The sequence below is a fragment of the Pseudooceanicola marinus genome, assembly GCF_002786295.1.
Lineage (GTDB): Bacteria > Pseudomonadota > Alphaproteobacteria > Rhodobacterales > Rhodobacteraceae > Pseudooceanicola > Pseudooceanicola marinus.
Genome location: NZ_PGTC01000029.1, coordinates 173,964 through 198,131 on the forward strand (window position 1 = coordinate 173,964; position 24,168 = coordinate 198,131).

General features: G+C 68.3%; 20 protein-coding genes. 12 read left to right on the top strand and 8 right to left on the bottom strand.

Annotated elements, in window-relative coordinates; translation table 11 throughout:
* Window positions 1-129 precede the first annotated feature (129 nt).
* Window positions 130-1,578, bottom strand: coding sequence for an aldehyde dehydrogenase (locus tag CVM50_RS20210; protein WP_085887194.1), 1,449 nt, complete (start codon window positions 1,576-1,578; stop codon window positions 130-132).
* 256 nt (window positions 1,579-1,834) lie between these two features.
* Between CVM50_RS20210 and CVM50_RS20215 the strand changes: the two genes are divergently transcribed.
* The 6 genes from CVM50_RS20215 (at window position 1,835) to CVM50_RS20240 (ending at window position 11,061) form a co-directional block, all read left to right on the top strand.
* Window positions 1,835-2,293, top strand: a complete 459-nt coding sequence (locus tag CVM50_RS20215; protein WP_157792252.1) for a response regulator — start codon at window positions 1,835-1,837, stop codon at window positions 2,291-2,293.
* 3 nt (window positions 2,294-2,296) lie between these two features.
* The gene (locus tag CVM50_RS20220; protein ID WP_085887196.1) at window positions 2,297-4,261 is read left to right on the top strand and encodes a sensor histidine kinase; all 1,965 of its coding nucleotides are present in this window, start codon (window positions 2,297-2,299) and stop codon (window positions 4,259-4,261) included.
* A gap of 122 nt (window positions 4,262-4,383) precedes the next feature.
* The gene (locus CVM50_RS20225; RefSeq protein WP_085887197.1) at window positions 4,384-4,674 is read left to right on the top strand and encodes a hypothetical protein; all 291 of its coding nucleotides are present in this window, start codon (window positions 4,384-4,386) and stop codon (window positions 4,672-4,674) included.
* Window positions 4,675-4,958: 284 nt separating this feature from the next.
* A complete protein-coding gene (locus CVM50_RS20230; RefSeq protein ID WP_085887198.1) occupies window positions 4,959-5,954 on the top strand; it encodes a hypothetical protein in 996 nt (331 codons plus the stop codon).
* Between the two features lie 191 nt (window positions 5,955-6,145).
* Window positions 6,146-8,980 carry a hypothetical protein gene (locus CVM50_RS20235; protein WP_157792253.1) on the top strand — a complete coding sequence of 945 codons (2,835 nt, stop codon included), beginning with the start codon at window positions 6,146-6,148 and terminating at the stop codon, window positions 8,978-8,980.
* A 203-nt stretch (window positions 8,981-9,183) separates the two neighbouring features.
* Complete coding sequence (locus CVM50_RS20240) at window positions 9,184-11,061, top strand: monovalent cation:proton antiporter-2 (CPA2) family protein (RefSeq protein ID WP_085887200.1); 1,878 nt, start codon at window positions 9,184-9,186, stop codon at window positions 11,059-11,061.
* Between the two features lie 90 nt (window positions 11,062-11,151).
* Here CVM50_RS20240 and cobT read toward each other — a convergent pair whose 3' ends face one another.
* Complete coding sequence (gene cobT / locus CVM50_RS20245; protein ID WP_085887201.1) at window positions 11,152-12,162, bottom strand: nicotinate-nucleotide--dimethylbenzimidazole phosphoribosyltransferase; 1,011 nt, start codon at window positions 12,160-12,162, stop codon at window positions 11,152-11,154.
* A 61-nt stretch (window positions 12,163-12,223) separates the two neighbouring features.
* On the opposite strand from cobT, the gene cobS reads away from it, so the two are divergent.
* Window positions 12,224-12,967 (top strand): adenosylcobinamide-GDP ribazoletransferase, encoded by a 744-nt coding sequence (gene cobS, locus CVM50_RS20250; RefSeq protein WP_085887202.1) that lies wholly within the window; start codon window positions 12,224-12,226, stop codon window positions 12,965-12,967.
* 74 nt (window positions 12,968-13,041) lie between these two features.
* Here the strand turns inward: cobS and CVM50_RS20255 are convergent, their stop codons facing one another.
* The 5 genes from CVM50_RS20255 to CVM50_RS20275 form a co-directional block, all read right to left on the bottom strand.
* Window positions 13,042-13,551, bottom strand: coding sequence for a CarD family transcriptional regulator (locus CVM50_RS20255; protein WP_085887203.1), 510 nt, complete (start codon window positions 13,549-13,551; stop codon window positions 13,042-13,044).
* Window positions 13,552-13,816: 265 nt separating this feature from the next.
* Window positions 13,817-14,155 (bottom strand): ferredoxin FdxA, encoded by a 339-nt coding sequence (gene fdxA / locus CVM50_RS20260; RefSeq protein ID WP_085887204.1) that lies wholly within the window; start codon window positions 14,153-14,155, stop codon window positions 13,817-13,819.
* Window positions 14,156-14,205: 50 nt separating this feature from the next.
* On the bottom strand, window positions 14,206-14,571 hold the full coding sequence (locus CVM50_RS20265; protein ID WP_085887205.1) for an RNA-binding S4 domain-containing protein: 366 nt from the start codon (window positions 14,569-14,571) through the stop codon (window positions 14,206-14,208).
* A gap of 24 nt (window positions 14,572-14,595) precedes the next feature.
* Entirely contained in the window at window positions 14,596-17,499 is a 2,904-nt protein-coding gene (locus CVM50_RS20270; protein ID WP_085887206.1) for a helicase-related protein, read from the bottom strand.
* Between the two features lie 29 nt (window positions 17,500-17,528).
* Window positions 17,529-18,092, bottom strand: coding sequence for a tetratricopeptide repeat protein (locus CVM50_RS20275; RefSeq protein WP_085887207.1), 564 nt, complete (start codon window positions 18,090-18,092; stop codon window positions 17,529-17,531).
* Between the two features lie 71 nt (window positions 18,093-18,163).
* Here CVM50_RS20275 and CVM50_RS20280 point away from each other — a divergent pair, with 71 nt between their 5' ends.
* The 5 genes from CVM50_RS20280 to CVM50_RS20300 all read left to right on the top strand — a co-directional run bounded on the left by CVM50_RS20280 (window position 18,164) and on the right by CVM50_RS20300 (window position 23,012).
* Window positions 18,164-18,460, top strand: a complete 297-nt coding sequence (locus CVM50_RS20280) for an SCP2 sterol-binding domain-containing protein (RefSeq protein ID WP_085887208.1) — start codon at window positions 18,164-18,166, stop codon at window positions 18,458-18,460.
* A gap of 157 nt (window positions 18,461-18,617) precedes the next feature.
* The gene (locus tag CVM50_RS20285; RefSeq protein ID WP_085887209.1) at window positions 18,618-19,577 is read left to right on the top strand and encodes an alpha/beta fold hydrolase; all 960 of its coding nucleotides are present in this window, start codon (window positions 18,618-18,620) and stop codon (window positions 19,575-19,577) included.
* 93 nt (window positions 19,578-19,670) lie between these two features.
* Complete coding sequence (locus CVM50_RS20290; protein WP_085887210.1) at window positions 19,671-21,521, top strand: M3 family oligoendopeptidase; 1,851 nt, start codon at window positions 19,671-19,673, stop codon at window positions 21,519-21,521.
* A gap of 31 nt (window positions 21,522-21,552) precedes the next feature.
* Complete coding sequence (locus CVM50_RS20295) at window positions 21,553-21,753, top strand: hypothetical protein (protein WP_232618325.1); 201 nt, start codon at window positions 21,553-21,555, stop codon at window positions 21,751-21,753.
* Window positions 21,754-21,824: 71 nt separating this feature from the next.
* Entirely contained in the window at window positions 21,825-23,012 is a 1,188-nt protein-coding gene (locus CVM50_RS20300; protein ID WP_085887212.1) for a dipeptidase, read from the top strand.
* A gap of 115 nt (window positions 23,013-23,127) precedes the next feature.
* Here the strand turns inward: CVM50_RS20300 and rpoH are convergent, their stop codons facing one another.
* Window positions 23,128-24,024 (bottom strand): RNA polymerase sigma factor RpoH, encoded by an 897-nt coding sequence (rpoH, locus tag CVM50_RS20305; RefSeq protein ID WP_085887213.1) that lies wholly within the window; start codon window positions 24,022-24,024, stop codon window positions 23,128-23,130.
* Window positions 24,025-24,168: the final 144 nt, after the last annotated feature.

Genomic DNA, 24,168 nt, shown 5'->3' on the forward strand with positions numbered 1-24,168 from the left:
CGAGTGTTCTTTTTGCCGGGGAAGGCCATCCGACCGGCCAGACGGCAGGAAGGCGGCCATGCGAAGATGGCCGCCTTCCCTTTCGCAACAGGCCCCGCCGGGACCTGCCGCCCGCAGATCGGACCTGTGTCAGATCGGATAGTGGATGTCCCCGTCCTGCATGGTGATCCAGCGCAGGTCGGTGAACTCGGCGATGCCCCAGTTGCCGCCGAAGCGCCCGTAGCCCGAGCCCTTCACCCCGCCGAAGGGCATCTGCGCCTCGTCATGCACCGTGGGGCCGTTGATGTGGCAGATGCCGCTCTCGATCCGCTTGGCCACCGCCAGGGCCGCCAGGGTGTCGCGGCTGAAGACGGCCGCGGACAGGCCGAATTCGCTTTCGTTGGCGATGCGCACGGCCTCGTCCACCGTTTCGGCACGGATGATCGCCACCACGGGGCCGAAACTTTCCTCGCTGTAGATCCGCATGTCGGAGGTCACGTTGTCCAGCGCCGCGGCGTTCAGGATGGTGCCTTCGCCGCCACCGGCAATCAGGGTCGCGCCCTTCTCGGTGGCATCGGCGATCAGCTCCTCGATATGGCTGGCGGCGGCGCCGTTCACCACCGAGCCCAGCGGAGCGTCACCATCGCGCGGATCCCCGGCGACAAGGCTTTCGACCTTGGCGGTGAAGGCCTCGACGAAGCGGTCGCCGGCCTCGCCCACCACGATGATCCGCTCGGTGGACATGCAGATCTGCCCCTGGTTCATGAAGGCACCGAAGCCGGCGGCGGCGACGGTGGCGTCGATGTCGGCGTCCTCCATCACGATCATCGGGGCCTTGCCGCCCAGTTCCAGCAGCGCGGGCTTCAGGTTGCGCCCGGCGATTTCGCTGATGATCCGGCCGACCCGGGTGGAGCCGGTGAAGTTCACCCGCCGGATCGCCGGATGTTCGATCAGTTCCTTCACCACCTGCGGCGCGTCCTCGGGATCGTTGGAGATGGCGTTCAGCACCCCCGCCGGGAAGCCGGCCTCGGCCACCGCTTCGATGATCAGGGCATGGACGCGCGGGCACAGTTCGGAGGTCTTCATCACCACCGTGTTGCCGCAGGCCAGCGGCGTGGCGATCGACCGCACGCCCAGGATCACCGGCGCATTCCACGGCGCCATGGCCAGCACGACGCCCGCCGGCTGGCGGATCGCCATGGCGGTGGAGCCGGGGCGGTTCGAGGGGATGATCTCCCCCTTGATCTGGGTGGTCAGCGCGGCGGCCTCGACCAGCATGTCGGACGCCAGCATGACATTGAACCGCGCCCAGGCCTCGGTCGCGCCGATCTCTTCCTTCATGGCGGCCACGATGTCATCGCCCCGCGCCTTCAGGTTCTCGGCGGCCGCCAGCAGCATCTTGCGCCGCTCGCCCGGGCCGGTGGCGGACCAGCCGTCGAAGGCCGCGGCGGCAGCCTCGACCGCCTTCGCCACATCCGCCGATCCGGCGGCGGCGGCCTCGGTCACCACGTCGCCGGTCACCGGGTTCGCACGGGTAAACACCCTGTCGCCGTCCGCCGGAACATGATCGCCGCCGATGTAGAGGTTGAGCTTCTGCATGAGGTTCTCCTTCACTTCACCCCGGGGCCCGCCGCCGTGTCGCGACGAATTGCCCGGACAGGTCGCCCCCAACAGATAGCAACCAAGACACAAAATCAAAGCACAGCGGCGCGACGTCACCGCACACCCCGCCCAACGGCTCTGCCGTGCCAACCGTACAAATTGCCTCGAATGCGATCTTTGCCACCGTGCCGCCCTAACGAAGCCTTCAGCATTCTTGCCTCTTTTTATGTCCAACCGTGAATGGAGGACAGCGATGGCAGAGGGTCACGAGACACCAAGCGTCCTTCTGGTCGATGACAGCCGCATAGACGTGAAGATCTTCGAGCGCGCCGCGCAGTCGGTCGCCCTGAGGGCCCGGATCGAGGTTGCCTCCGACGGGCTGGAAGCGCTGGACCGGCTGCGCCGCCTGCAACGGGGGCAGGACCCGGGGCCGCGCCCGGCGCTGATCGTGCTGGACCTGAACATGCCCAACATGACCGGGTTCGAACTGCTGGAGGCCATGCGCAAGGACGAGACGCTGCGCGATCATCTGGTCTTCGTGATGACCACCTCCGCCGCCTCCGCCGACGTGCAGCGCGCCTATGAGCTGAACGTGGCGGGCTACATGACCAAGACCTCGGATTTCCGCGATTTCCGGCCGAAGCTGAAATTGCTGAACGATTTCCTCGCCCAGGTCGACCTGCCGCATCAGTCGCAATCGGCACGGGTCTGACCCATGAGGCTCGCCACCCGTGCCCAGCTCATCACGGTCGGCGCCCTGATCGTTGTCACGCTGCTCCTGGTGGGGTTCATTGGCGCCAACCATCGCGACCTGCTGCGCCAGCACCTGCAGGAAACGCTGTCAGCCCAGGTTGCAACCAACGTCAGCGCCATCCGCACGCGGATCGAGGCCTCGCAGCACCTGCTCCGGCGCCTGGCGGGCGGGCCGGCGATGCACCGCTTCCTCGACGCAGGTGTGGCGAAGGATCTGACGGACCGCTTTGCGGTCCTGGCCGCCAACCACCCGCAAATCCTCCAGGTAAGGTTCCTCGACCCCGGCGGCCAGGAAAGGCTGCGCGTCGACCGCGTGGCGGGACAGGCCCGGATCATCCCCCTGGCCGATCTTCAGGACAAATCGGGCCGCGCCTACTTGCGGCAGGCCCTCACCCTTGCGCCCGGCGAGGTCGGCCTGTCGACGCTGGAGCCGAACCGCGAATTTGGCGAGATCCAGTATCCGCTGACCCCCACCCTGCGGCTGATGATGTCGGTCTTCGACAGCCGGGGACAGCGCGTCGGCCTGCTGGTTCTGAACCTAGACGGAACGGAGATCCTGCCCGCCGCGCGCGCCGGCGAGACCGATCTGCGCATCATGCGGCCCGACGGGACCTACCTCCTGCACCCCGACCCGGACCAGACCTTCGGCCTGGAACGGGGCACCGGGGCCGGCGCCCGGGCCGAGTTCGGCCTGACGCCCGCCACCCTGTCCGCCAGCCCCGGATTTCTGCATCTGGCCGCGCGGAGCGCGCCCGGGGCGCCCCCCGCCTTGGCCGCCTATCAATGGGTGTCACTGGGGGAAACCGCCAGCCAGAGATGGCTGGTCATGGCCAGCGTGCCCGAAAGCCTGCTGGCCGCCCTGCTGCGCCGGGACTTCCTGACCCTGGCCGGCACCGCCGGGCTGATCGCGGCCCTGGCCTGCGCCCTGATCTGGGCGGCGCTGAACCGGATCGCCCGCCGCCTGGATCGCATCACCGAGGCGGCGCGCAGCATCAGCGCCGGCGATCGCGGCGTCACCGTCACGACCGAGGGAGACGACGAACTGGCGATCCTCGGGAAGGCCTTCAACGGCATGACCCGGGACCTGGAGGTTGCGCTGGAGCGGGAACAGAGGGCGCGCGCCGACCTAGAGGACACCAACACCGAGCTGCAGCGCTCGAACGCCGATCTGGAAAGCTTTGCCCGTGCCGCGGCTCATGACCTGAAGACACCACTGCGGGCCCTGCGCATCCTGCCCACCTTCATCGAGGAGGACACCCCGGATCTTGGCCCCGACCTCTGCGATCACCTGCACGAGATCACCAACCAGGCCGAGCGGCTGGAGGATCTGGTCGACGGGCTGCTGAGATATTCCCTGCTGGGTCGCGACCGCATCATGCCCGAGAGCTTCGCCCCCGGCGACGTGGTCGACCGGGTGCTGCAGACCTGCACCCTGCCCGAGGGGTTCACCCTGCGGCAGGAGATCGACCTGGCCGTGATCCACTGCGTCATGGTCGAGTTCGAGATCGCCCTGCGCAATATGCTGCAGAATGCGATCCGTCACCATGACCGGCGCACCGGCTCCCTGGTGATCCGAGTCACCCGCGATGACAGCCTGTTCCGGATCGAGGTCCAGGACGACGGCCCCGGGATCCCCGACACCATGAAGCCCAAGGTCCTGCTGCCATTGCGCACGGGCAAGACCCGCGAGCAGGGCGGCGGCACCGGGCTGGGCCTGGCGTTCATCGCCAAAATTGCCGACCGCCGCGGCGGCCAGCTGGAACTGCTGGATGCGCCCGGGCGCGGGTTGATTGTGCGACTGACCCTGCCCGTGACCCCACCGGGGGACAAACCGGCCGACCGGCGCGACGGGCTGCCCGCGGCCCCGCCGTCCGCGCTGTCCGAGAGGGCAGCGGCCCGGCGCCCGACCGCCGGGCGGTTGCACTGACCGAGGCAGGTGCGCGATGCCACTCCCCGGCCCGCCCACGTCTCAGCGCACCATCAGCCCCCGGCAGCCCGCTGGGCGAGAAGCCGGCCTTCGGCATCCTGGCCCAGGCGGTATCGGGGGCAATGAGCGTGAACCGCGAAACCGGCCAGCCGACCAACCGGCTGGGCCTTCCGCTGGGCGGCATGGCGAGAAGCATCCTCCCCCTCTTCCGGCTGCTGGCGGCGCTGCAGGAACGCAATGTCAGGCGCCAAGCGCCAGCACGTGGAGCTCGCCATGCCGGGGACTGCCTGATTGCGATGCCGTGCGACCTGTCGCGGATCTATTTCCTGACCGGGCAAAGCCCCGAACACGTGGGCACCCGCCCCCAGCATCGTGCCCTGCGGCGCCCTCCCGACCTTCCGGCGGCCATGTGATCGTCGCCCTCCGCGCCAGGGGGGCTGGCCGGGCCCTGAATGCCTCACGCCCTTACCAGCGCAACCGAGGTGCAGACTTCCCACCCCGCGTCCAGCGCAAGCTACCTGCGGCGACAATTCGGGCAAGCTTCCGCCGCGGCAGATTGCCCGGCGCCCGCGCGCCGGGCAGCCTGCGGCATCCCATCGCCCAGGACGCAACCGGGCCTTCCGACCCGTGGCCGCCCTGTCTATAGTCCGGCCCAGATCCCCCACGGCCCCCGGGCCGCCAAGACAGAGCGGTAGGCATGACGCAGCAGGCACGTCCCTTCAACATCGTCATCGTCGGCCAGTCCGGCCGGCTGCAATACGAAGCCGTGCTCTTTGCCGCATCGTTGCGCGCCCGCAGCCCGGGATTCGCCGGGCGCCTCTTCGTCGCGGAACCCCAGCCCGGCGCCCTCTGGCCGGGCGATCCGCGCCTCACCAACCCACAGGTGCGCGAGGCGCTGCACGCCCTGGGCGCCGAGATCCTGCCCTTCGAGAGCCGCCATTTCGGCGCCGACTACCCCTACGGCAACAAGATCGAATGCCTGGCCGCCCTGCCGGCGGGCGAACCCTTCGTCTTCTTCGACAGCGACACCCTAGTGCTGGACGAGCTGACCGAGGTGCCCTTCGACTTCGCCCGCCCCTCGGCCTCGCTGCGCTGCGAGGGCACCTGGCCGCAGATCGAGCTGTACGGGCCGGGCTATACCGAGACCTGGCGCAGCCTCTACGACAAGTTCGGGCTGGATTTCGAAAGCTCCCTCGATCCCGCCTGGCCAGAGGAGTTCTGGCGCCACTACCTCTATTTCAATGCCGGGTTCTTCTATCACGAGGATCCGCAGGCCTTCGGGCAACGCTTCCTCGACTACGCCCTGGCGATCCGCGACGACGCCCCAGAGGCGCTGGTCTGCCAGAGCCTCGATCCCTGGCTGGACCAGGTGGCCCTGCCCCTGGTCATTCATTCCTTCGGCGGCGGGCGCGACGCCCTGCCCGAGGGCTGGCTGGACGGGAAGACGACCTGCCACTACCGCCTCTTCCCGCTGCTCTATGCGCGCGAGGACGACCGGGTGGTCGAGGTGCTGGAGGCGGTCGCGGCGCCCAACAAGATCAAGAAGGTGCTGAAGCAGTACGAACCGATGAAGCGGATGATCTACCAGGGGCGCGGCGCCAAGGTGCGCGCGCTCTTCGAGGGCCAGCCGCTGCCGCGGAAGGAACAGGCCCTGCGCAATCGCCTGAAACGCGAAGGTTTCTGGATGCGCTAACCCTGGCCGGGCGCGCGCCCCGGCGACTGCGACGTTTTCCCGCCGACGCGTCGCGCCCCCCTTTGCCTGCGCCTCTCCCTGCGTTAATGTCCCCGTGAAAAATCGGGAGGTTACACCTCCTTCTTATAGCAGCCGCCATTTTCGGCCCCGCCTGACGCAGATCCGTGGGACACATGCGACCGAATTTTGCCTTGAATATCCTGGCCGACGGGCTCCACCTGCTTCACCGCGCCTCACCGGGCTGGGAGCACGTCGGAGAGGTCTCCTTCGAGGAGGATCTGGCCGCGGGCCTGGACCGGCTTCGCCGCCTGGGCGAGGCGCTGGATCCCGCGCCGATGCGCACCAAGCTGATCCTGCCCAACGAACAGATCCGATACATGTCGGTCTTCACCGGCGCCACGACCGAAGACGATCGGCGCGCACTGGTGATGTCGGAACTGGACGGCGCCACGCCCTATGCGCTGAAGGACCTGGCGTTCTGCTGGTCGGTGTCGGGCACCACCACCCATGTCGCCGCCGTGGCCCGCGAAACGCTGGAGGAGGCGGAGAGATTTGCCGCCGAACACGGGCTGAACCCGGTCAGCTTCGTCGCCATCCCGGGCGAAGCCAGCTACCTGGGCGAGCCCTTCTTCGGCCCGACGCGCCTGGCCGACAGCCTGCTGAAGGGCGAGACGCTGGAACGCGACGCCGTGCAGGTCCATGTGGTCGGCAAGGCGAAGCTGCCTCATCTGCCCGCCACAGCGCCAGAGGCGGTCACCCGCCCGGCGGACGCCCCGGCACAGGCGCCGAGACAGGCAGGCACCGCCGCAACGCCGCCCGCCCCGGACGCGCCCCCCTCTCCGTCGCCCGCGGCGGAAGCCCCCGCGCCGGAGGTCCCTCGCGAAACGCTCCTCACAACCCCTGACACGGCAAGCGACGCGCCGACGAAGCCTGCAAAACCGGCGCGCCAGGCCCCGGCGACACCGAATACGGCCAGCGATGCTCCGACGAAACCGGCCACGGCAGCCGCGCCGGCCACGCCCCCCACGGCACCGACCGCCTCGCCAGAGGCGGAGGCGGCCGATGACGGTCCGCCGCTGACCTTCCGCGCGCGGCGAGACCTCTTCGACCGCCACGAAGCGGTGCAGAAGGCCCGCCCCACCCCCCGTCCGGCGCCCACAAGGCGGACCCCGTCAGGCAATGCCCAGAAGGGCAAGGATGCCGGCAGCGCGACGCCCGGCGGTTTCGTCTCCATCCGGGCGGACCGAGGCGACACGCCACCGCCCCCTCCGACCAAGGACACGGCCCGTCCGACCAAGGCGCCCGCCAGTCCGAAAGAGGCACCGGCGACGGAGCCTGTGGCCTCGAAACCCTCAGCCGCGCCCCAGGGCAAGGCATCGCCCCCGGCGCCCGCGACCCCACAGGCGGCCGCCGCCGATGCCAAGGCATCCACAGAGCCAACGCCCGTCGCGGCAAGGAAGACCGCCCCGCCTGCGCCGACGGAGGCGCCTGCCGCGCCACGCGCCACGCGCAGGGCCTCGGACGCGGAGCAACAGCGCGCGCAAGAGGCGGAGCAGCTGACCGTCTTCGGCGCCCGCCCGTCGCAACAGGACGTTCCCCCGAGGGAAGGACGCCGCCTGCCACGGCTGGCCCTGGCCGCCGCCGGGGTGGCCGTGGTCGCCCTGGGCGCCTGGGCCTTCCTTGGGGGACGTGAGGAAACCGTCGTCCCGCAGGACACGACCAGCGAGATCGCCGAGGCCGAAACGCCTCAGGCGCAGCCCCCGCAGGACAACACCACGGCGGGCGAGAGCCAGCAGGCCGCCCTGGCCCCGGACCCAGAGGTCCTTCCCGAACCGACCCCGCCCGCAGAGGTTGCGGTCGAAGAGGCCGCCCCCGCAGAACCGGCGCCCGCAGCGCCCGAGGAGAGCCGGGAAGCCGCAGCCCCTGCGCCGCCTGAGACGCCGATGGACGTCCGCCCGGCACCCGCCACCCCGGCCGAAGCGGCCGCACGCTATGCCGCCACCGGCATCTGGCAGCGCGCGCCCCAGGCCCCAGTCCCCCCCGTCGCCACGCCCCTGGGCGAGATCGAGGTGGCCGCCATGGCCCCCGCCGACCGGGTCGAAGATGTGACGGGTCTCGCCGACACCAGCCAGTCCAGCCCGCTTGTCAGCTTCAGCAGCCCACCGAACCCGCCGCTGCCTTCGCAACGCTTCGACCTCGACGCCCGCGGGCTGGTCGCCGGCACCGAGGACGGCGCCCGGACGCCCGAGGGTCACCTGGTCTTTGCCGGCCCGCCGCCGGTGGTGCCGCCCAGCCGGCCCGAGGCCACGCGGGTCCCCGGCGACAGCGCCGCCGACCTGCTGCCCGCCGCCCTGACCCCGCCCGCGACGGAGGCCCCCGAGGCAACCGCCCCCCAGGCCACGGAAGAGAGCGAGGCGGCGATCGCCCCCGACTCCGTGGAAGAGCCCGACCCCGTGGAAGAGATCGCGGCGGACATCGTCGATGAGATCGTCACCGCGCCGGAGGATCAGCTGCGCCCGCGTCTGCGCCCGGAGGGCTTGGCCCCCGAAGCCGAGTCAGACCCCGAGGCGGAGGCGGAGACCACCGACGGCGCGGCGGAAGAAGGCGCCGAGGACACCCAGCCGGAGCTGGAAGACACCGGCACCGACCTGGCCACCGCTCTGGCGCTGCGTCCCCGCCCCCGTCCCGACGGGTTCGAGGCGCTGGTCGCGGCCGCACAGGCGGCGGCCGTCGTTCCGCCCACCGTCAGCATCCCCAGCCCCACGGTCAGCCCCTCCGCGCCCAGTCAGCCCTCCGTCGCGCGACAGGCCACGGTCGAGAACGCGATCAACCTGAACAAGGTCAACCTGATCGGCGTCACCGGCAGCCCGTCGGAGCGCACCGCCCTGGTGCGCCTGCCCGACGGGCGTATCCGCAACGTTCAGGTCGGCGACCGGCTGGACGGCGGTCGCGTGGCCGCCATCGGCGACACCGCCCTGCGCTACGTGAAGGGCAATCGCAACCTGCTGCTGGAAATGCCCGACTGATCCACCGCCCGCGATCTGCGCAGTGCCCCGTCCGGTGCCCCCGCACCGGGGACGCGCAGGAGGCTTGCGCGCCATGCGCGCCGCATGGCTGTTGCCCCCGGGCCGGGTCGCTCTCTATCATTGGCCCGGGTGTCGCCCCGACGCCCGCAGCGCCCTGCCCGTGACCGGCGACCTGTCCCCGCCGGCCCCCTCAAGGAGATGACATGGAAGGCTTTCTCTACCAGGCCACGATCTACCTCTGCGCCGCGGTGATCGCCGTCCCCCTGTCGGCCCGCCTGGGGCTGGGGTCGGTGCTGGGCTACCTGGCCGCCGGGATCATGATCGGCCCGGTGCTGCACCTGATCGGCCATGACACCCACGACCTGCAGCATTTCGCGGAGTTCGGCGTGGTGATGATGCTGTTCCTGATCGGCCTGGAACTGGAACCGCGAGCGCTTTGGGACATGCGGCACAAGTTGCTGGGGCTGGGCGGTCTGCAGGTCGTTCTGACCATGCTGGCGGTGATGGCGGCCGGCATCGCCTTCGGGCTGGAATGGCAGCCGGCGCTGGCCGTGGGGATGATCCTGGCGCTGTCCTCGACGGCCATCGTCTTGCAGACCCTCTCGGAAAAGGGGCTGATGCAGACCCAGGGCGGGCGATCCACCTTCGCCGTGCTGCTGACCCAGGATATCGCGGTGATCCCGATGATCGCGGCCCTGCCCCTGCTGGCGGTGCCGACGCTGATGCAGCTGTCGCCCGACGGATCCATCACCGTCGGCGGCGCCGAGGAGGCCGCGCATGACGGCATGTCCCTGGTCGAGGGGTTGCCGGGCTGGGGTGTCACCCTTGTCACCCTGGGCGCCGTGGTCGCCGTCATCCTGATCGGCATCTACCTGATCCGCCCCGTCTTCCGCTTTATCCACGCCGCGCACCTGCCGGAGATGTACACCGCGCTCTCCCTGGCCATCGTCATCGGCATCGCCTTCCTGATGAACCTGGTTGGCCTTTCGCCCGCGCTTGGCACCTTCCTGGCAGGCGTGGTCCTGGCCAACAGCGAGTTTCGGCACGAGTTGGAAAGCGACATCCAGCCCTTCAAGGGCCTGCTGCTCGGGCTCTTCTTTATCACCGTCGGGGCAGGCATCAACTTCGACACCTTCCTCGATGCGCCGCTGAAGATCTTCGGAATTGCCGTGGGTGTCATGGCGCTGAAATGGGTGATCCTGTTGGTCCTCGGCCTGCTGTTCAAGCTGCGCAAACGCAACCTGATGCTGTTCACCCTCGGCCTGGCGCAGGCGGGCGAGTTCGGTTTCGTGCTGATCTCCTTCTCTCGCCAGGTGAACGTGCTGCCGGGCACCCTGGCCGAACAGCTGCTGCTGTCGATCACCCTGACGATGCTGCTGACGCCGCTGTTCTTCATCGCCTACGACCTGCTGTCGCGCCGGATGCACGACGACGGCGGCGTCGAGGAGCCCGACGAGATCGCGGAGGACGGGCCGGTCATCATCGCGGGCATCGGCCGCTTCGGCCAGATCGTGAACCGGATGGTGCAGAGCTCCGGCTGCAAGACGATCGTGCTCGACAACTCCATGGCGACGATCGAGCTGATGCGGCGCTTCGGCTTCAAGGGCTATTTCGGCGATCCGACCCGGCCCGACATCCTGCATGCGGCGGGCCTCGACAAGGCACGGGTGCTGGTGGCGGCGATGGACGACAACAAGGCGGTGACGCAGCTGGTGGCCTATGCCCGGGCGCAACGACCCGACCTGCACATCATCGCCCGCGCCTATGACCGCACCCATGTCTACCAGCTGTACCGCGCGGGCGCCGATGACATCGTGCGCGAAACCTTCGACAGCTCCCTGCGGGCCGGGCGCTACGTGCTGGAAAACATCGGGCTGAGCGATTTTGAGGCGGCGGAGGCCGAGAAGATCTTCTTCCACCATGACCGCGACGCGATCCGCGAACTGGCCGAACTGTGGGATCCGAACATCCCCACGGGCCAGAACGAGGCCTATATCGCCCGCTCGCGCGAGCTGGCCAAGGGGCTGGAAGCGGCGCTGCTGTCGCAGCTGTCGGACGAGGAGGATGACGAGCGGAGCTGACCCCTCCCTCGCCGCCTGTATCGCCCGCCTGAACGCCGCGCCCAGCGATGCCTCCGGCATGGATATGTCCGGCAAGGAGAAGAGCTGGGGTCAGTCCTCCGACACGCCGGCCTCGGCGAAGGTGGCCATGCCGGAATGGCAGGCCACAGCCGCCTTCAGGATGTTGATCGCCAGGGCCGCGCCCGACCCCTCGCCCAGGCGCAACCCCAGATCCAGCAGGGGCGCCTTGCCCAGCTTTTCCAGCAAGGCGCGATGCGCGCCCTCGGCGCTGACATGACCCGCGACACAGTGATCCAACGCTTCGGGCGCCTCCGCCGCCAGACAAGCGGCGGCGGCGCAGCAGATAAACCCGTCGAGGATCACCGGAATGCGCAGGGCCCGCGCCCGCGCGATGGCCCCGGCCATGGCGGCCACTTCGCGCCCGCCAAGGCAGCGCAGCGCCTCCAGCCCGGTCTTCGGCGCATGCAGCGCCACGGCACGGGCCACCACCTCGGCCTTGTGCGCCACGCCCTCGGGGTCCAGCCCGGTGCCACGCCCGGCCCAATTCGCTGCGGCGCCACCATATAGCGCATGAGCCAGGGCCGCGGCGGAGGTCGTGTTGCCGATGCCCATCTCGCCTGTCACCAGCAGGTCGGCCTGCGGGTCGACGGCCTGCCAGCCCGCGTTCAGCGCCGCCAACAGCTCCGCCTCGGTCATCGCCGGCGCCGTGCTGAAGTCCGCCGTGGGCCTGTCGAGGTCCAGGGCCACGATCTTCATCTGCGCGCCCGCGACCTGCGACAGCTGGTTCACGGCCGCGCCACCGGCCTCGAAATTCGCCACCATCTGCGCCGTCACCTCCGCCGGGAAGGCGGAGATGCCCTGGGCCGTGACACCGTGGTTGCCGGCGAAAATTACCACCTGCGGCGCCTCCAGCCGGGGCCGCGCGTCCCCGCGCCAGCCCGCGTACCAGATCGCCAGATCCTCCAGTCGGCCAAGCGCGCCCGGCGGCTTGGTCAGCATGCCGTTGCGCGCCATCGCAGCGTCGCGCGCCTGCGGGTCGGCCAGGGGGGCGGCGGCCAGGGCCGCGCGGAAGGCGTCGAGGGAGGGAAGACTGTCAGTCATGTCGGATCCGTTGTATGTCGCCACTACCTCCTGTCTATTCCCTGCGCCTGCCGGAGCAACCATGAAGATGGACCTGACCCGCCCCTGGACCGACCTTCTATCGGCGCTCGGCCTGCTGAGCCGCCTGCCCCTGCCCGCCCACGAAGGGCGCGGCGCCCCTGCTGCCTGGGCCTATCCGCTGGCCGGCGCAGTGCTGGGCGGGCCGGCGGCGCTGGCGGGGCTGCTGGCGCTGGCCCTGTCACTGCCGCCGCAGCTGGCGGCGCTGATCTGTCTCGGCACCTCGGTCATGGTGACCGGCGCGCTGCACGAAGACGGGCTGGCGGATGTGGCCGATGGGGTCTGGGGCGGCTTTGATCGCGCCCGGCGGCTGGAAATCATGAAGGACAGCCGCATCGGCGCCTATGGGGTGATCGCGCTGGTGCTGTCCCTGCTGGCGCGATGGAGCGCGCTGTCACTGCTATTTGCCACCCCCGGCGCCGCCTGGGCCGTGATCGCCGCCGCCGCCCTGTCCCGCGCCGCGATGCCCGCGCTGATGGCCGCCCTGCCCCATGCCCGCGACACAGGCCTGTCGCGGGCAGTCGGACGATGTTCAGTCCCCGTGGCGGCGCTGGCAGCCTTCATCGGGGCCGTCCTGGCACTGATCCTGCTGGGCTGGATCGCCCTGCCCGCCCTTCTGGTCGCGGCGCTGGTGACACTGGCACTGGCACGAATCGCAAGTGCGAAGCTCGGCGGTCAGACCGGCGATGTCCTGGGCGCGGCGCAGCAACTGGCGGAAATCGCGGTGCTGTTGGTGCTGATCGCCTGAGGCCACGAAAAAAGGGCCGCCCCGGCGGGACGGCCCTTCGATCATTCGCATTGGCCCGAAACAGGGCGTCCAGATCAGGCGGCGCGGCTCACCAGAACCTCGTCCACCTGCTTGGCGGCGGCCACTTCGTCGCCACCGGAAACGGCGGCCACTTCGCGGGTCAGCCGTTCCAGCGCCGCTTCGTACAGCTGGCGTTCGGAATAGGACTGTTCCCGCTGGTCATCGCTGCGGTGCAGGTCGCGCACCACTTCGGCGATGGCGATCAGGTCGCCCGAGTTGATCTTCTGTTCGTATTCCTGGGCACGACGCGACCACATGGCGCGCTTCACCTTGGCCTTGCCCTTCAGGGTCTTCATCGCCTGGCTGACCACATCGGGGGTCGACAGCGACCGCATGCCGATCTCGGTCGCCTTGTGCGTGGGCACGCGCAGGGTCATCTTGTCCTTCTCGAAGGAGATGACGAAGAGCTCCAGCTGGATACCGGCGATCTCCTGGCTCTCGATGGAGACAATCTGCCCCACACCATGAGCCGGGTAGACGACGTAGTCATTCGGGCTGAACTCGGGTTTCTTGGTCTTGGTCATAGAGCATCTTCCTCACCTGCCCGTCCATCAGAGGGCACGAAAACGTCCGGCGCCGGCCTGCGGCACCAAACGTGCATTTCCAACTCTTCAGATCACGGATTCACGGTCAGCAGCGCCCGGAATCCCGGATGGGGCAGTATCTGTCATGTGTAAAGACAGTATATACCACAGAATCACCGCGAATCAAAGCGGCGCCTTATTCCTGTGCAAAACCGGTCAGGCCCGGCGCGGGGGCCGGGGTGAAGCCGGTCGGTTTTCGCCTGGCTCAGCCGCCCTCGCCCGGCGCCTCGGAGAAGTACTTCTCCATCTTGCCCTCTTCCCCGTCGCGCTCGTCCGCGTCGGGCATCGGGTCCTTCTTCGAGATGATGACCGGCCACAACTCGGAGTATTTCCGGTTGAACTCGACCCACTTGTCCATGTCCGGCTCGGTATCGGGGCGGATCGCATCGGCGGGGCACTCGGGCTCGCAGACGCCGCAGTCGATACATTCGTCGGGATGGATCACCAGAGTGTTCTCGCCCTCGTAGAAACAATCCACCGGACAGACTTCGACGCAGTCGGTGTACTTGCAGGCGATACAGTTTTCGGTGACGACGTAGGTCATGGCTTACTCTCGAAGTGCGGTCAGAGGTTTAGCTAATCCAGTGTCCGGGATCATTCAAGCGGTCCACGGCGATCAAGATCGAGTTTCCTGCGGTCACGCTTCGTCGGGCGAGAATTGCCTTCGATCCGGGCAATCGGCGGAACGGGTTTCCGCTCCTGCTCATCGGGTGGGGACAGGTCTTCGTAAAGGGCCTGCGCCTCTGGCGCAGGGCCGCGCCGGGTGCCGAGCGCCACGATCTTCACCACGCGGATCAGACGCCCTTGGGGGAAGGTCAGAACGTCGCCCGGACCCACGGCGGCCGAGGCCTTGGCGGCCCGGTTGCCGTTGACGCGCAGATGCCCCCCGGTGACGCAGCCGGCGGCGAGGCTGCGGCTCTTGAAGAACCGCGCCTGCCACAGCCATTTGTCCACGCGCATGCGGGGGGCAGCAGGTTCCAAGGATCAATCCTTGGTCTTCAGGCCCATGAGCGCCGCAGCGAAGGGGTTGTCCGGATCGATCCGGTCCTTCTTCTTCGGCGGAGCGGATTCGAAGGTCTTGGCCTTCTGACCGCCCTTGCCCTCGGGCTTGCGTCCCTTGCCGGGCTTGCCGCCCTTGCCACGGTCGCCGCGCGGACCGCCCTTGCCCTGACGATCACCCTGCGGACGGTCGCCACGGGGACGACCACGCTGGCCGTCACGGTTCTGGCGCGCGGCCCGACCGGCCCAGGTGAAGGTGAAGAAGACCTCCGCCTCGGGCGTGCCATCCTCGCCCAGCACCGGCACCATCTCGGCGGCGGGGGCCTCTGCGGGCGCCTCGGCGCTGGTATCGGCCGGTGCATCGGCGGATGCCTCGGTCGGTGCTTCTGCCGGAGCTTCTGCCTCGGGGGTGGGCTCTGCCGGGGTCTCCGTGCTGTCGGCGGCAGGCGTTTCAGCCGGCGTGCCGCCGGCCTCCGCGGCAGTCGCCTCGGCCGCCGGGGCCTCGGCGGGCTTCATCTTGGTCCGTTCGCCCTTCTCGGCCTTGTAGCCCAGGCCCTGCATCAGGTCGGCGAACTGTTCCAGCGTCATGCCGGTGATCGACAGCATGTCGGCCTTGGCCTCGAACCCGCCACGGCTGTCTTCGCCACGCAGCATGTCGGCCAGGCGTTCCAGCATGTCGATGCGGATGGCGCGGTCCCCGGCGGCGCGATAGCCGGCCATGGCGAAATAGCCCTGCGGCAGGCCGTTGTCGGCCGGCACGGTCACCAGGCCCGGCGGCGGCGCCTCGGGAAACTCCTGCAGGTCCTTGGACAGCGACCACAGCACCAGGCGCAGGCGCGTCGGCGCGGGTTTCAGCAGCGCTGGCATGAAGATGGTGTACTGGCCAAAACGGATGCCATGCTTGCGCAGCGCACCGCGAGCCTCCTGGTCCAGCTGCTTCACCTCGTCGGCCACTTCGCCGCGCGGGATGATCCCCAGGTTCTCGACCATGCGGAAGCCGAAGCCACGGGCCAGGCCCGTCAGGGTCTCGTCGCGCTGCAGGTTCATCAGCGGCTCGAACAGGGCCGCGACCTTGCGGTCGATGAAATGCTGCAGACGGCGTTGCACCTTCTGCGCGACGTCCGGGCCGGCTTCCTCGTCGACGAAGGCCACGACCTGCGGCTTCATCGGCTCGGATCCCGCGGCCAGCTTGCCCACGGCCTGCTCGCCCCACATCAGCCCACCTTGCTCGGTGAAGTCGATCTCGGTGTCCGGCGCGTTGTAGAAACGATCCGCACGCAGGTTGAAATGGGGGATCAGCGCCTGGAGGCTGGCCTGGCGAATGGTCTTCGCCTCCTGCCCCTCGGCCTCCTTGTCAGCGCGGAAGCGGAAACCTTCCAGCCGTCCCACGAATTCGCCTTCGACGGTCACTTCGCCGGTATCACTCACTTCGGCCAAGAGGGCCTCCTTCTGCTTGAGCCGGCGCATCAATACGCTGGTGCGCCGGTCCACAAATCTCTGGGTCAGGCGCGCGTGGAGCGCGTCCGACAAGCGGTCTTCTACAGCGCGAGTCTCCCCGCGCCAATGACTTTCGTCGTTCACCCAGCCATTGCGCTGCGCGACGTAGGTCCACGTCCGGATGAAGGACAGCCGTTTGGACAGCGCGTCGATGTCGCCGTCGGTTTTGTCGATGCGGCGGATCTGGCTGGCCAGCCAATCGTCGGGCACCCGGCCCTTCTCATGCAGGAAGCCGAAGATGCGGGTCAGCAGGCCGGCATGTTCATTGTGGCTGATTCCCCGGAAATCGGGGATCCGGCAGACGTCCCACAGCAGACGCACCGAGGCGGTGTCGGAGGCGCGCGCACGGACCTCGGCATCGCTCGACATGCTCTTCAGCGCGATCTGGTCATCCGCCTCGCGGGCGCGCAGCAGGCGGTCATCCTTGGGCGCGACCTCCAGCGAGGCGATCAGCGGCTCGATCCCGGCGAAGTTCATCTGCGGATTGCGCCACTGCAACTTGCGCACCGGAGCAAAGCGGTGCTCCATGATCGCCTCGGCCAGCTCGGGCGGCAGCGGCCCGGCCTCGCCCGTCACCCCGAAGGTGCCATCGGACATGCCGCGCCCGGCCCGCCCCGCAATCTGGCCCATCTCGTGCGGGAACAGTTCCCGCATCCGGCGACCGTCGAATTTCATCGTGGCCGAGAAGGCCACGTGTTTCACATCGAGGTTCAGGCCCATGCCGATGGCGTCGGTGGCCACAAGGTAATCCACGTCGCCGTTCTGGTAGAGCTCCACCTGGGCATTGCGGGTGCGCGGGGAGAGCGCCCCCATGACGACCGCCGCGCCGCCCTTCTGGCGGCGGATAAGCTCCGCCATCGCATAGATATTATCGACCGAGAAGCCCACCACGGCAGACCGCGACGGCAGGCGCGAGATCTTCCGGTCTCCGGCATAGGTCAGCTGCGACATGCGTTCACGCCGGATGAACTGCGCCTCGGGCAGCAGGTCGGCGATGACGCCACGCATGGAATGGGAGCCGAGGAACATCGTCTCGGTCAGGCCCCGCGCGCGCAGCAGCCGGTCGGTGAAGACATGGCCGCGCTCGGGATCGGCACAGAGCTGGATCTCGTCCACGGCGAGGAAGTCGCAGCCCATCCCCTCGGGCATCGCCTCGACCGTGCAGACCCAGTATTTCGTGCGCGGCGGCACGATGCGTTCCTCGCCGGTGACCAGCGCCACGACCGACGGCCCCCGCGCGGCGACGATCCGGTCGTAGACCTCTCGCGCCAGCAATCGCAGCGGCAGGCCGATGATGCCTGTCCGATGCCCCAGCATCCGTTCGATGGCGTAATGGGTCTTGCCGGTATTCGTCGGCCCGAGGACCGCGGTGATCCTGCCCTTTTGGGACATTCCCTGCCCTCGCTTCCGTTCTTACGGGGTCAGGTATCGCTGCCCGATACGAGAGGTGCAAGCCGATCACGTCCGGCCTGGGCCTGTTCATGGGCCGGGTAGACCGACAGCACGGCGCGGTAGCCGTCGTAGGCCGCGTCGATCCGGCCCGTCTGTTCCATCAGCGCGGCCAGTCCGAAGGCGGCCTGAAAATGCTGCGGGTTCAGCGCCAGCGCCTGCATCAGGTCCGACTGGGCCTGGCCGAATTCCTCCAGCTGGTAGAAGGCCGATGCCCGGATATGCCACCCTTCGGCGAAATCGGGCGCATGGTCGATCAGCGCCGACAGGTGGCCGATGGCCGCCTGCGGATCACCGCCCTGCAGCGCGTCGCGCCCCTTGCGCAGCAGCAGATCCATCGAGGAGGAGCCGGAGCGCGACCAGATCAGCTCCAGCTCGCGCTCGATCTGCTTCGCCTCCGCCGGTTCCGCCTGCCCCAGACCGTCCAGCAGGCGCGTGACCGAATCGTCGGCCCGCCCTACAGTCGGGACTGTGAGGAATAACGCTGCGGCACTCGCCGTCAGAACGAATTTGAGATGTCGATTGAAAGCGCGCATGACGCTTATAAGTGTAACGCGAGGAGAGGGCTTTGATAGCCCCGATCATGTAAAATTGAAGGAAGCGCGACATGAGCGAAGTGATTACCACGGCAGTGGCAGCACTGAACGAGAAGCTGGCCGGCGAAACCATTGATTTCACGGCCAAGTTCGTGATCGAGGGCGAGGGTGAGATTTTCGTCGATGACAAGGGCGCCCGCGCCGCCGAAGAGGGCGACGAAGCCGACGTCACCATGACCGCCGAGGCCGACACCTTCCAGGACATGCTGTCGGGCGATCTCAACCCCACCTCCGCCTTCATGACCGGCAAACTGAGCGTCGATGGCGACATGGGCACGGCAATGAAGCTGGGCTCGCTGCTGGCCTGATCCGCAAGGGCGGGCGGACCGCGGTCCGCCGCCCTCACCGCGCTGCGGCGCGGTACGGCCCAGACTTGCCCGGTCGGGCCGGTTTCCTCAAGACGCCTACATGCCGGCCTGCCGCGCCATCTGCGCGGCGCCCTGCGATAGAAGACACGGTGACCCCATGACCGACGCCACCACAGCGCCCCTGTTCGACGAGGTGGCCGACGGCCCCGAGGGCGGCATCGCCCGCTGGATCAGCACCTCCGACGGGGTGCGCCTGCGCGTGGTCCACTGGCCGCTGGAAGGCGCCAAGGGCACCGTGCTGCTGTTCACCGGCCGCACGGAATATGCCGAGAAATATGGCCGGGCCGCCGCGGACTTCGCCGCCCGCGGCTATGCCACCGTCACGCTGGACTGGCGCGGCCAGGGGCTGGCCGACCGGGTGTCGGGAGATCCCGCCCTGGGCCATGTGGCGGAATTCTCCGACTACCAGAAGGACGTCGCGGCCCTGATGGAGGCCCTGCCGGGTCTCGGCGTCGAAGGTCCGCTGTTCCTGCTGGCCCATTCCATGGGCGGCGCCATCGGTCTGCGCGCCCTGCACGACGGCCTGCCGGTGGCCGCCGCCGCCTTCTCGGCGCCGATGTGGGGCATCGGCATGCCCGGCCCGCTGCGCCCGATCGCCTGGCTGCTGACCGGCACGTCGCACCTTCTGGGCATGGTGGAGGCGATCACCCCCGGCACCAAGTCGGAAACCTACGTTCTCTATGAGCCCTTCGAGCGGAACAAACTGACCCATGACCGCGAGATGTACGATCACATGCGTCGCCAGGCGCAGGCGCATCCCGCGCTGATGATCGGCGGGCCGACGATGAAATGGCTCAACGAGGCCCTGCGCGAAACCCGCCGGCTGGCCCGCATGCCCTCGCCCGCCGTGCCCTGCCTGACCTTCCTTGGCAGCGACGAGGCCATCGTCGACACCGCCCGGATCCGCGCCCGCATGGCTGCCTGGCCAAACGGACGGCTGCAGATGATCGAGGGCGGCCACCACGAGGTGATGATGGAGGGCCCGGCCATACGCGCGCAGGTCTTCGATGCCTGCGCCGCCCATTTCGACGCCCATCTGTCCGCCCCCACGTCCTGAGGCGCGCGCGCCCGCGCGCCCCGCATCCCGGCGGCCTTGTCCTGCTGCCCCCGGCGGCCTATGTCGAGGGTCCGGAACCAAACTGGAGGATCCATGCGCCCGCTCCCCTTTGCCGCCCCGTTTCACGCCCCCCTGCCCCCGCGCGACGCCAATGCCAGCGCCGGTGACGAGGCGGCCCCCTTCGGCAACCTGCCGGAATGGGACCTGAGCGACCTCTACGCCTCCCCCGATGCGCCCGAGCTGAAGCGCGACCTGGACTGGCTGGAAGACGCCTGCGCCCGCTTCGCCGAGGATTTCGAGGGCAAGCTGGCCGAGCTGGACGCCGAAGGGTTCCTCGACTGCGTGCTGCGCAACGAACGCATCCAGGCGGTGTCGGGGCGCATCATGTCCTACGCCGGCCTGCGCTACTATCAGCTGACCACCGCGGGCGACCGGGTGAAGTTCATGTCCGATATGCAGGACAAGCTGACCAATTTCACCACGCCGCTGGTCTTCTTCACGCTGGAGATCAACCGCCTGCCGGACGATCACCTGAACGGTCTGTTCGACGAAAACGCCGAGCTGGCCCGCTACAAGCCGATCTTCGACCGCATCCGCGCGATGAAGCCCTACCAGCTGTCCGACGAGCTGGAGAAATTCCTGCACGACCTGGGCGTCGTGGGCGATGCCTGGGAGAAGCTCTTCGATGAGACCATCGCCGGGCTGACCTTCATGATCGACGGCGAGGAACTGGGCATCGAGGGCACGCTGACCCTGCTGACCGATCACGACCGGTCCAAGCGCGAGGCCGCAGCCCGCGAACTGGCCGCCGTGCTGGGCGAGAACATCCGCACCTTTTCGCGCGTGCACAACACGACCGCCAAGGAGAAGGAGGTCATCGACCGCTGGCGCGGCATGCCCAACCCGCAGACCGGCCGCCACCTGTCGAACCACGTCGAACCCGAGGTGGTCGAGGCGCTGCGCAATGCCGTCGTCGATGCCTACCCGCGCCTGTCGCACCGTTATTACGAGCTGAAGCGAAAGTGGTTGGGCCTCGACCGCATGCAGGTCTGGGACCGCAACGCGCCCCTGCCCACCGAGGAACCGAAGCTGGTCAACTGGGACGAGGCCCAAAAGACGGTGATGGAGGCCTACGCCGGCTTCTCCCCCCGCATGGCCGAGATTGCCGAACCCTTCTTCGACAAGGGCTGGATCGACGCGGGCGTGAAGCCCGGCAAGGCCCCCGGTGCCTTCGCCCACCCCACCGTGACCGACGTGCACCCCTACGTGATGCTGAACTACCTGGGCAAACCGCGTGACGTGATGACCCTGGCGCATGAGCTGGGCCATGGCGTCCACCAGGTGCTGGCCGCCGGCCAGGGCGAGATGCTGTCCTCGACGCCCCTGACCCTGGCCGAAACGGCCTCCGTCTTCGGCGAGATGCTGACCTTCCGCGCCATGCTCTCCAAGGCCGAAACCAAGGAGCAGAAGAAGACCCTTCTGGCCGGCAAGGTCGAGGACATGATCAACACGGTCGTGCGCCAGATCGCCTTCTACGACTTCGAGTGCAAGCTGCACGAGGCCCGTCGCCACGGCGAGCTGACGCCCGAGGACATCAACGCGCTGTGGATGTCGGTGCAGGCCGAAAGCCTCGGCCCGGCGTTCGACTTCATGGAAGGCTACGAGACCTATTGGGCCTATGTCCCCCACTTTGTCCACTCGCCCTTCTACGTCTACGCCTATGCCTTCGGCGACGGGCTGGTGAACGCCCTTTACGCCGTCTACGAAGAGGCGCCCGAGGGCTTCCAGGAGAAATACTTCGAGATGCTGAAGGCCGGCGGGTCGAAGCACCACAAGGAACTGCTGGCGCCCTTCGGCCTCGATGCCTCGGACCCGGCGTTCTGGGACAAGGGCCTGTCGATGATCGAAGGCTTCATCGACGAGCTGGAGGCGATGGAGGACTGAGATGTCCTCCATGCCCAAAAGGCGTGAGAGATTGAGACGCTGGTCGCGGCGGGCGCTGGTCCGCATCCGCCGCACCCTGCCCCCCGGCACCCGCCTGCCTGTCGGCCTTTTGCTGATGGTGGGCGGGATCCTGGGCTTCCTGCCCATCGTCGGCTTCTGGATGCTGCCCCTCGGCGTGGCCGTCGCGGCGCTGGACGCGGGCCCGCTGATCCGCCGCCTGCGCGGGCGCTAGGGCCACTTGCCGTCACGTCCTGCTAGGCGCGTCGACCGCCTCCTCCTAGGCTGCGCGCGAGGGAGGACATCATGAAACTCATCCGCAATACCATCCTGGGCCTCGTGGTCCTGGCCGCCATCGCCCTGGCGGTGATCCTGATCTTCGTGCCCGGCTACATCGAGCAAAGCCGCAACCCAGTGGCGGAGCACCCCGCCTACCCGGTCTCGGACGCGGCGCTGGCGCTGCACGAGGACCTTCTGATTGGTGACTGGCACGCCGACAGCCTGCTGTGGAAACGCGACCTGACCGAACGCGGCAGCCGCGGCCAGATCGATTTCCCGCGCATGCGCGAGGGCAATGCCGCGATCCAGGTCTTCACCACCGTCACCAAAAGCCCGAAGGGCCAGAACTACGAGGAGAACTCGGCCGATGCGGCGGACAACATCACGCTGCTCTCCATGGTCTCCCTCTGGCCGCCGCGCACCTGGGACGACCTGACGGAACGCGCCCTCTATCAGGCCGAAAAGCTGGAAGGCTTCATCCGTCACGACGGCGAGGTGACCCTGATCCGCAGCGTGGCCGACCTGGACGCGGTGCTGGCGGCGCGGGCCGAGGGGCGGCCGCACCTGGGCGCCCTGCTGGGCATCGAAGGGGCCCATGCGCTGGAGGGGGATCTCGCGAACCTCGACCGGCTGGAGGCCGCGGGCTTCCGCGTCATCGGGTTGCACCATTTCTTCGACAACGCGCTCGGCGGGTCGCTGCATGGCCATTCGGAGGCCGGGCTGAACGACTTCGGCCGCGCGGTGGTCGACCAGGTGGTGGCACGCGGGATGGTTCTGGACCTCGCCCATTCCTCGCCGCAGGTCGTCGAGGAGGTGCTGGCGATGACCGACATCCCGCTGGTGGTCAGCCATGGCGGCTTTGCGGGGTATTGCGACGTGAAACGCAACATTCCGGTGGATCTGATGCGCCGCGTGGCCGAAAGCGGCGGCGTGGTCGGCATGGGCTACTGGGCCGATGTGACCTGCGGCGACGCCAGCCCTGCCAACGTGGCCGAGATGATCGCCGCCGCCGTCACTGAGCTGGGCGAGGATGCGGTGTCGCTGGGCTCGGACTTCGACGGGTCGGTCGCCACGGCCTTCGACATATCGGAGCTGCCCGCCCTGACCCAGGCGTTGATGGATGCGGGCCTGAACGAGGCCCAGATCGCCAAGGTCATGGGAGGCAACATGGAACGCGTGCTGCGCGCCCGCCTGCCCGCCCAGAGCCAGGACTAGCACCACCGCCAGGTCACAAAGGCAGAAGGCCGCCCCGAGGGGCGGCCTTTTCCGTGAGTGGGCGGGTCCGGGGGGATCGGACCCTGGGGGAACAGGGACGAGGATCCGGCGCGGATCAGGCCTCGGCCATCATTCCCTTCTCTTCAGCCAGCTCGCGCATGCGCGTCTGCAGCTTCTCGAAAGCGCGCACCTCGATCTGGCGAATCCGTTCGCGGCTGACGTCATACTTGGCCGACAGGTCTTCCAGCGTCACCGTCTCTTCCGACAGGCGGCGTTGCGTCAGGATGTCCTTCTCGCGGTCGTTCAGCACATCCATCGCCTCGGCCAGCATGGCCCGACGGGCGGTCAGCTCATCCCGCTCCTCGTAGTCGGTGGCCTGGTCGGCATCCTCGTCCTCCAGCCAGTCCTGCCACTGCATGGTGCTGTCGGCATCGGCGCCCACGGTCGCGTTCAGCGAGGCGTCCGAGCCCGCCATGCGGCGGTTCATCGAGGTCACCTCGGCCTCGGTCACGCCCAGATCGGTCGCGATCTGCTTCACGTGTTCGGGCCGCAGGTCACCATCCTCCAGCGCGCCGATACGCGCCTTGGCCTTGCGCAGGTTGAAGAACAGCTTCTTCTGCGCGCTGGTGGTGCCCAGCTTCACCAGGCTCCAGGACCGCAGGATATATTCCTGGATCGAGGCGCGAATCCACCACATGGCATAGGTCGCCAGGCGGAAGCCCTTTTCGGGGTCAAAGCGTTTCACGGCCTGCATCAGGCCCACGTTCGCCTCGGAAATCACCTCGGCCTGCGGCAGGCCGTAGCCGCGATAGCCCATTGCGATCTTGGCGGCCAGGCGCAGGTGGGACGTGACCATCTTGTGTGCGGCCGCAGTGTCCTCCTGCTCCACCCAGCGTTTGGCGAGCATGTATTCTTCCTCAGGCTCCAGCATGGGGAACTTGCGGATTTCCTGCATATAGCGGTTCAGACCGCCTTCCGGCGTCGGTGCCGGCAGATTGGCATAGTTACTCAAGTCTCTGTCCTTCCCAGGTTTCCCGCAAGGCCCATGTAAATGTCGTTAACATCCACATGGGGACATGGGGCCGCGGGTTCAAGCATTTGGCATGCAAACCCAAACGGGAGGTAAACGTTCCAAGGCCCCGATCACCTTCCGTTG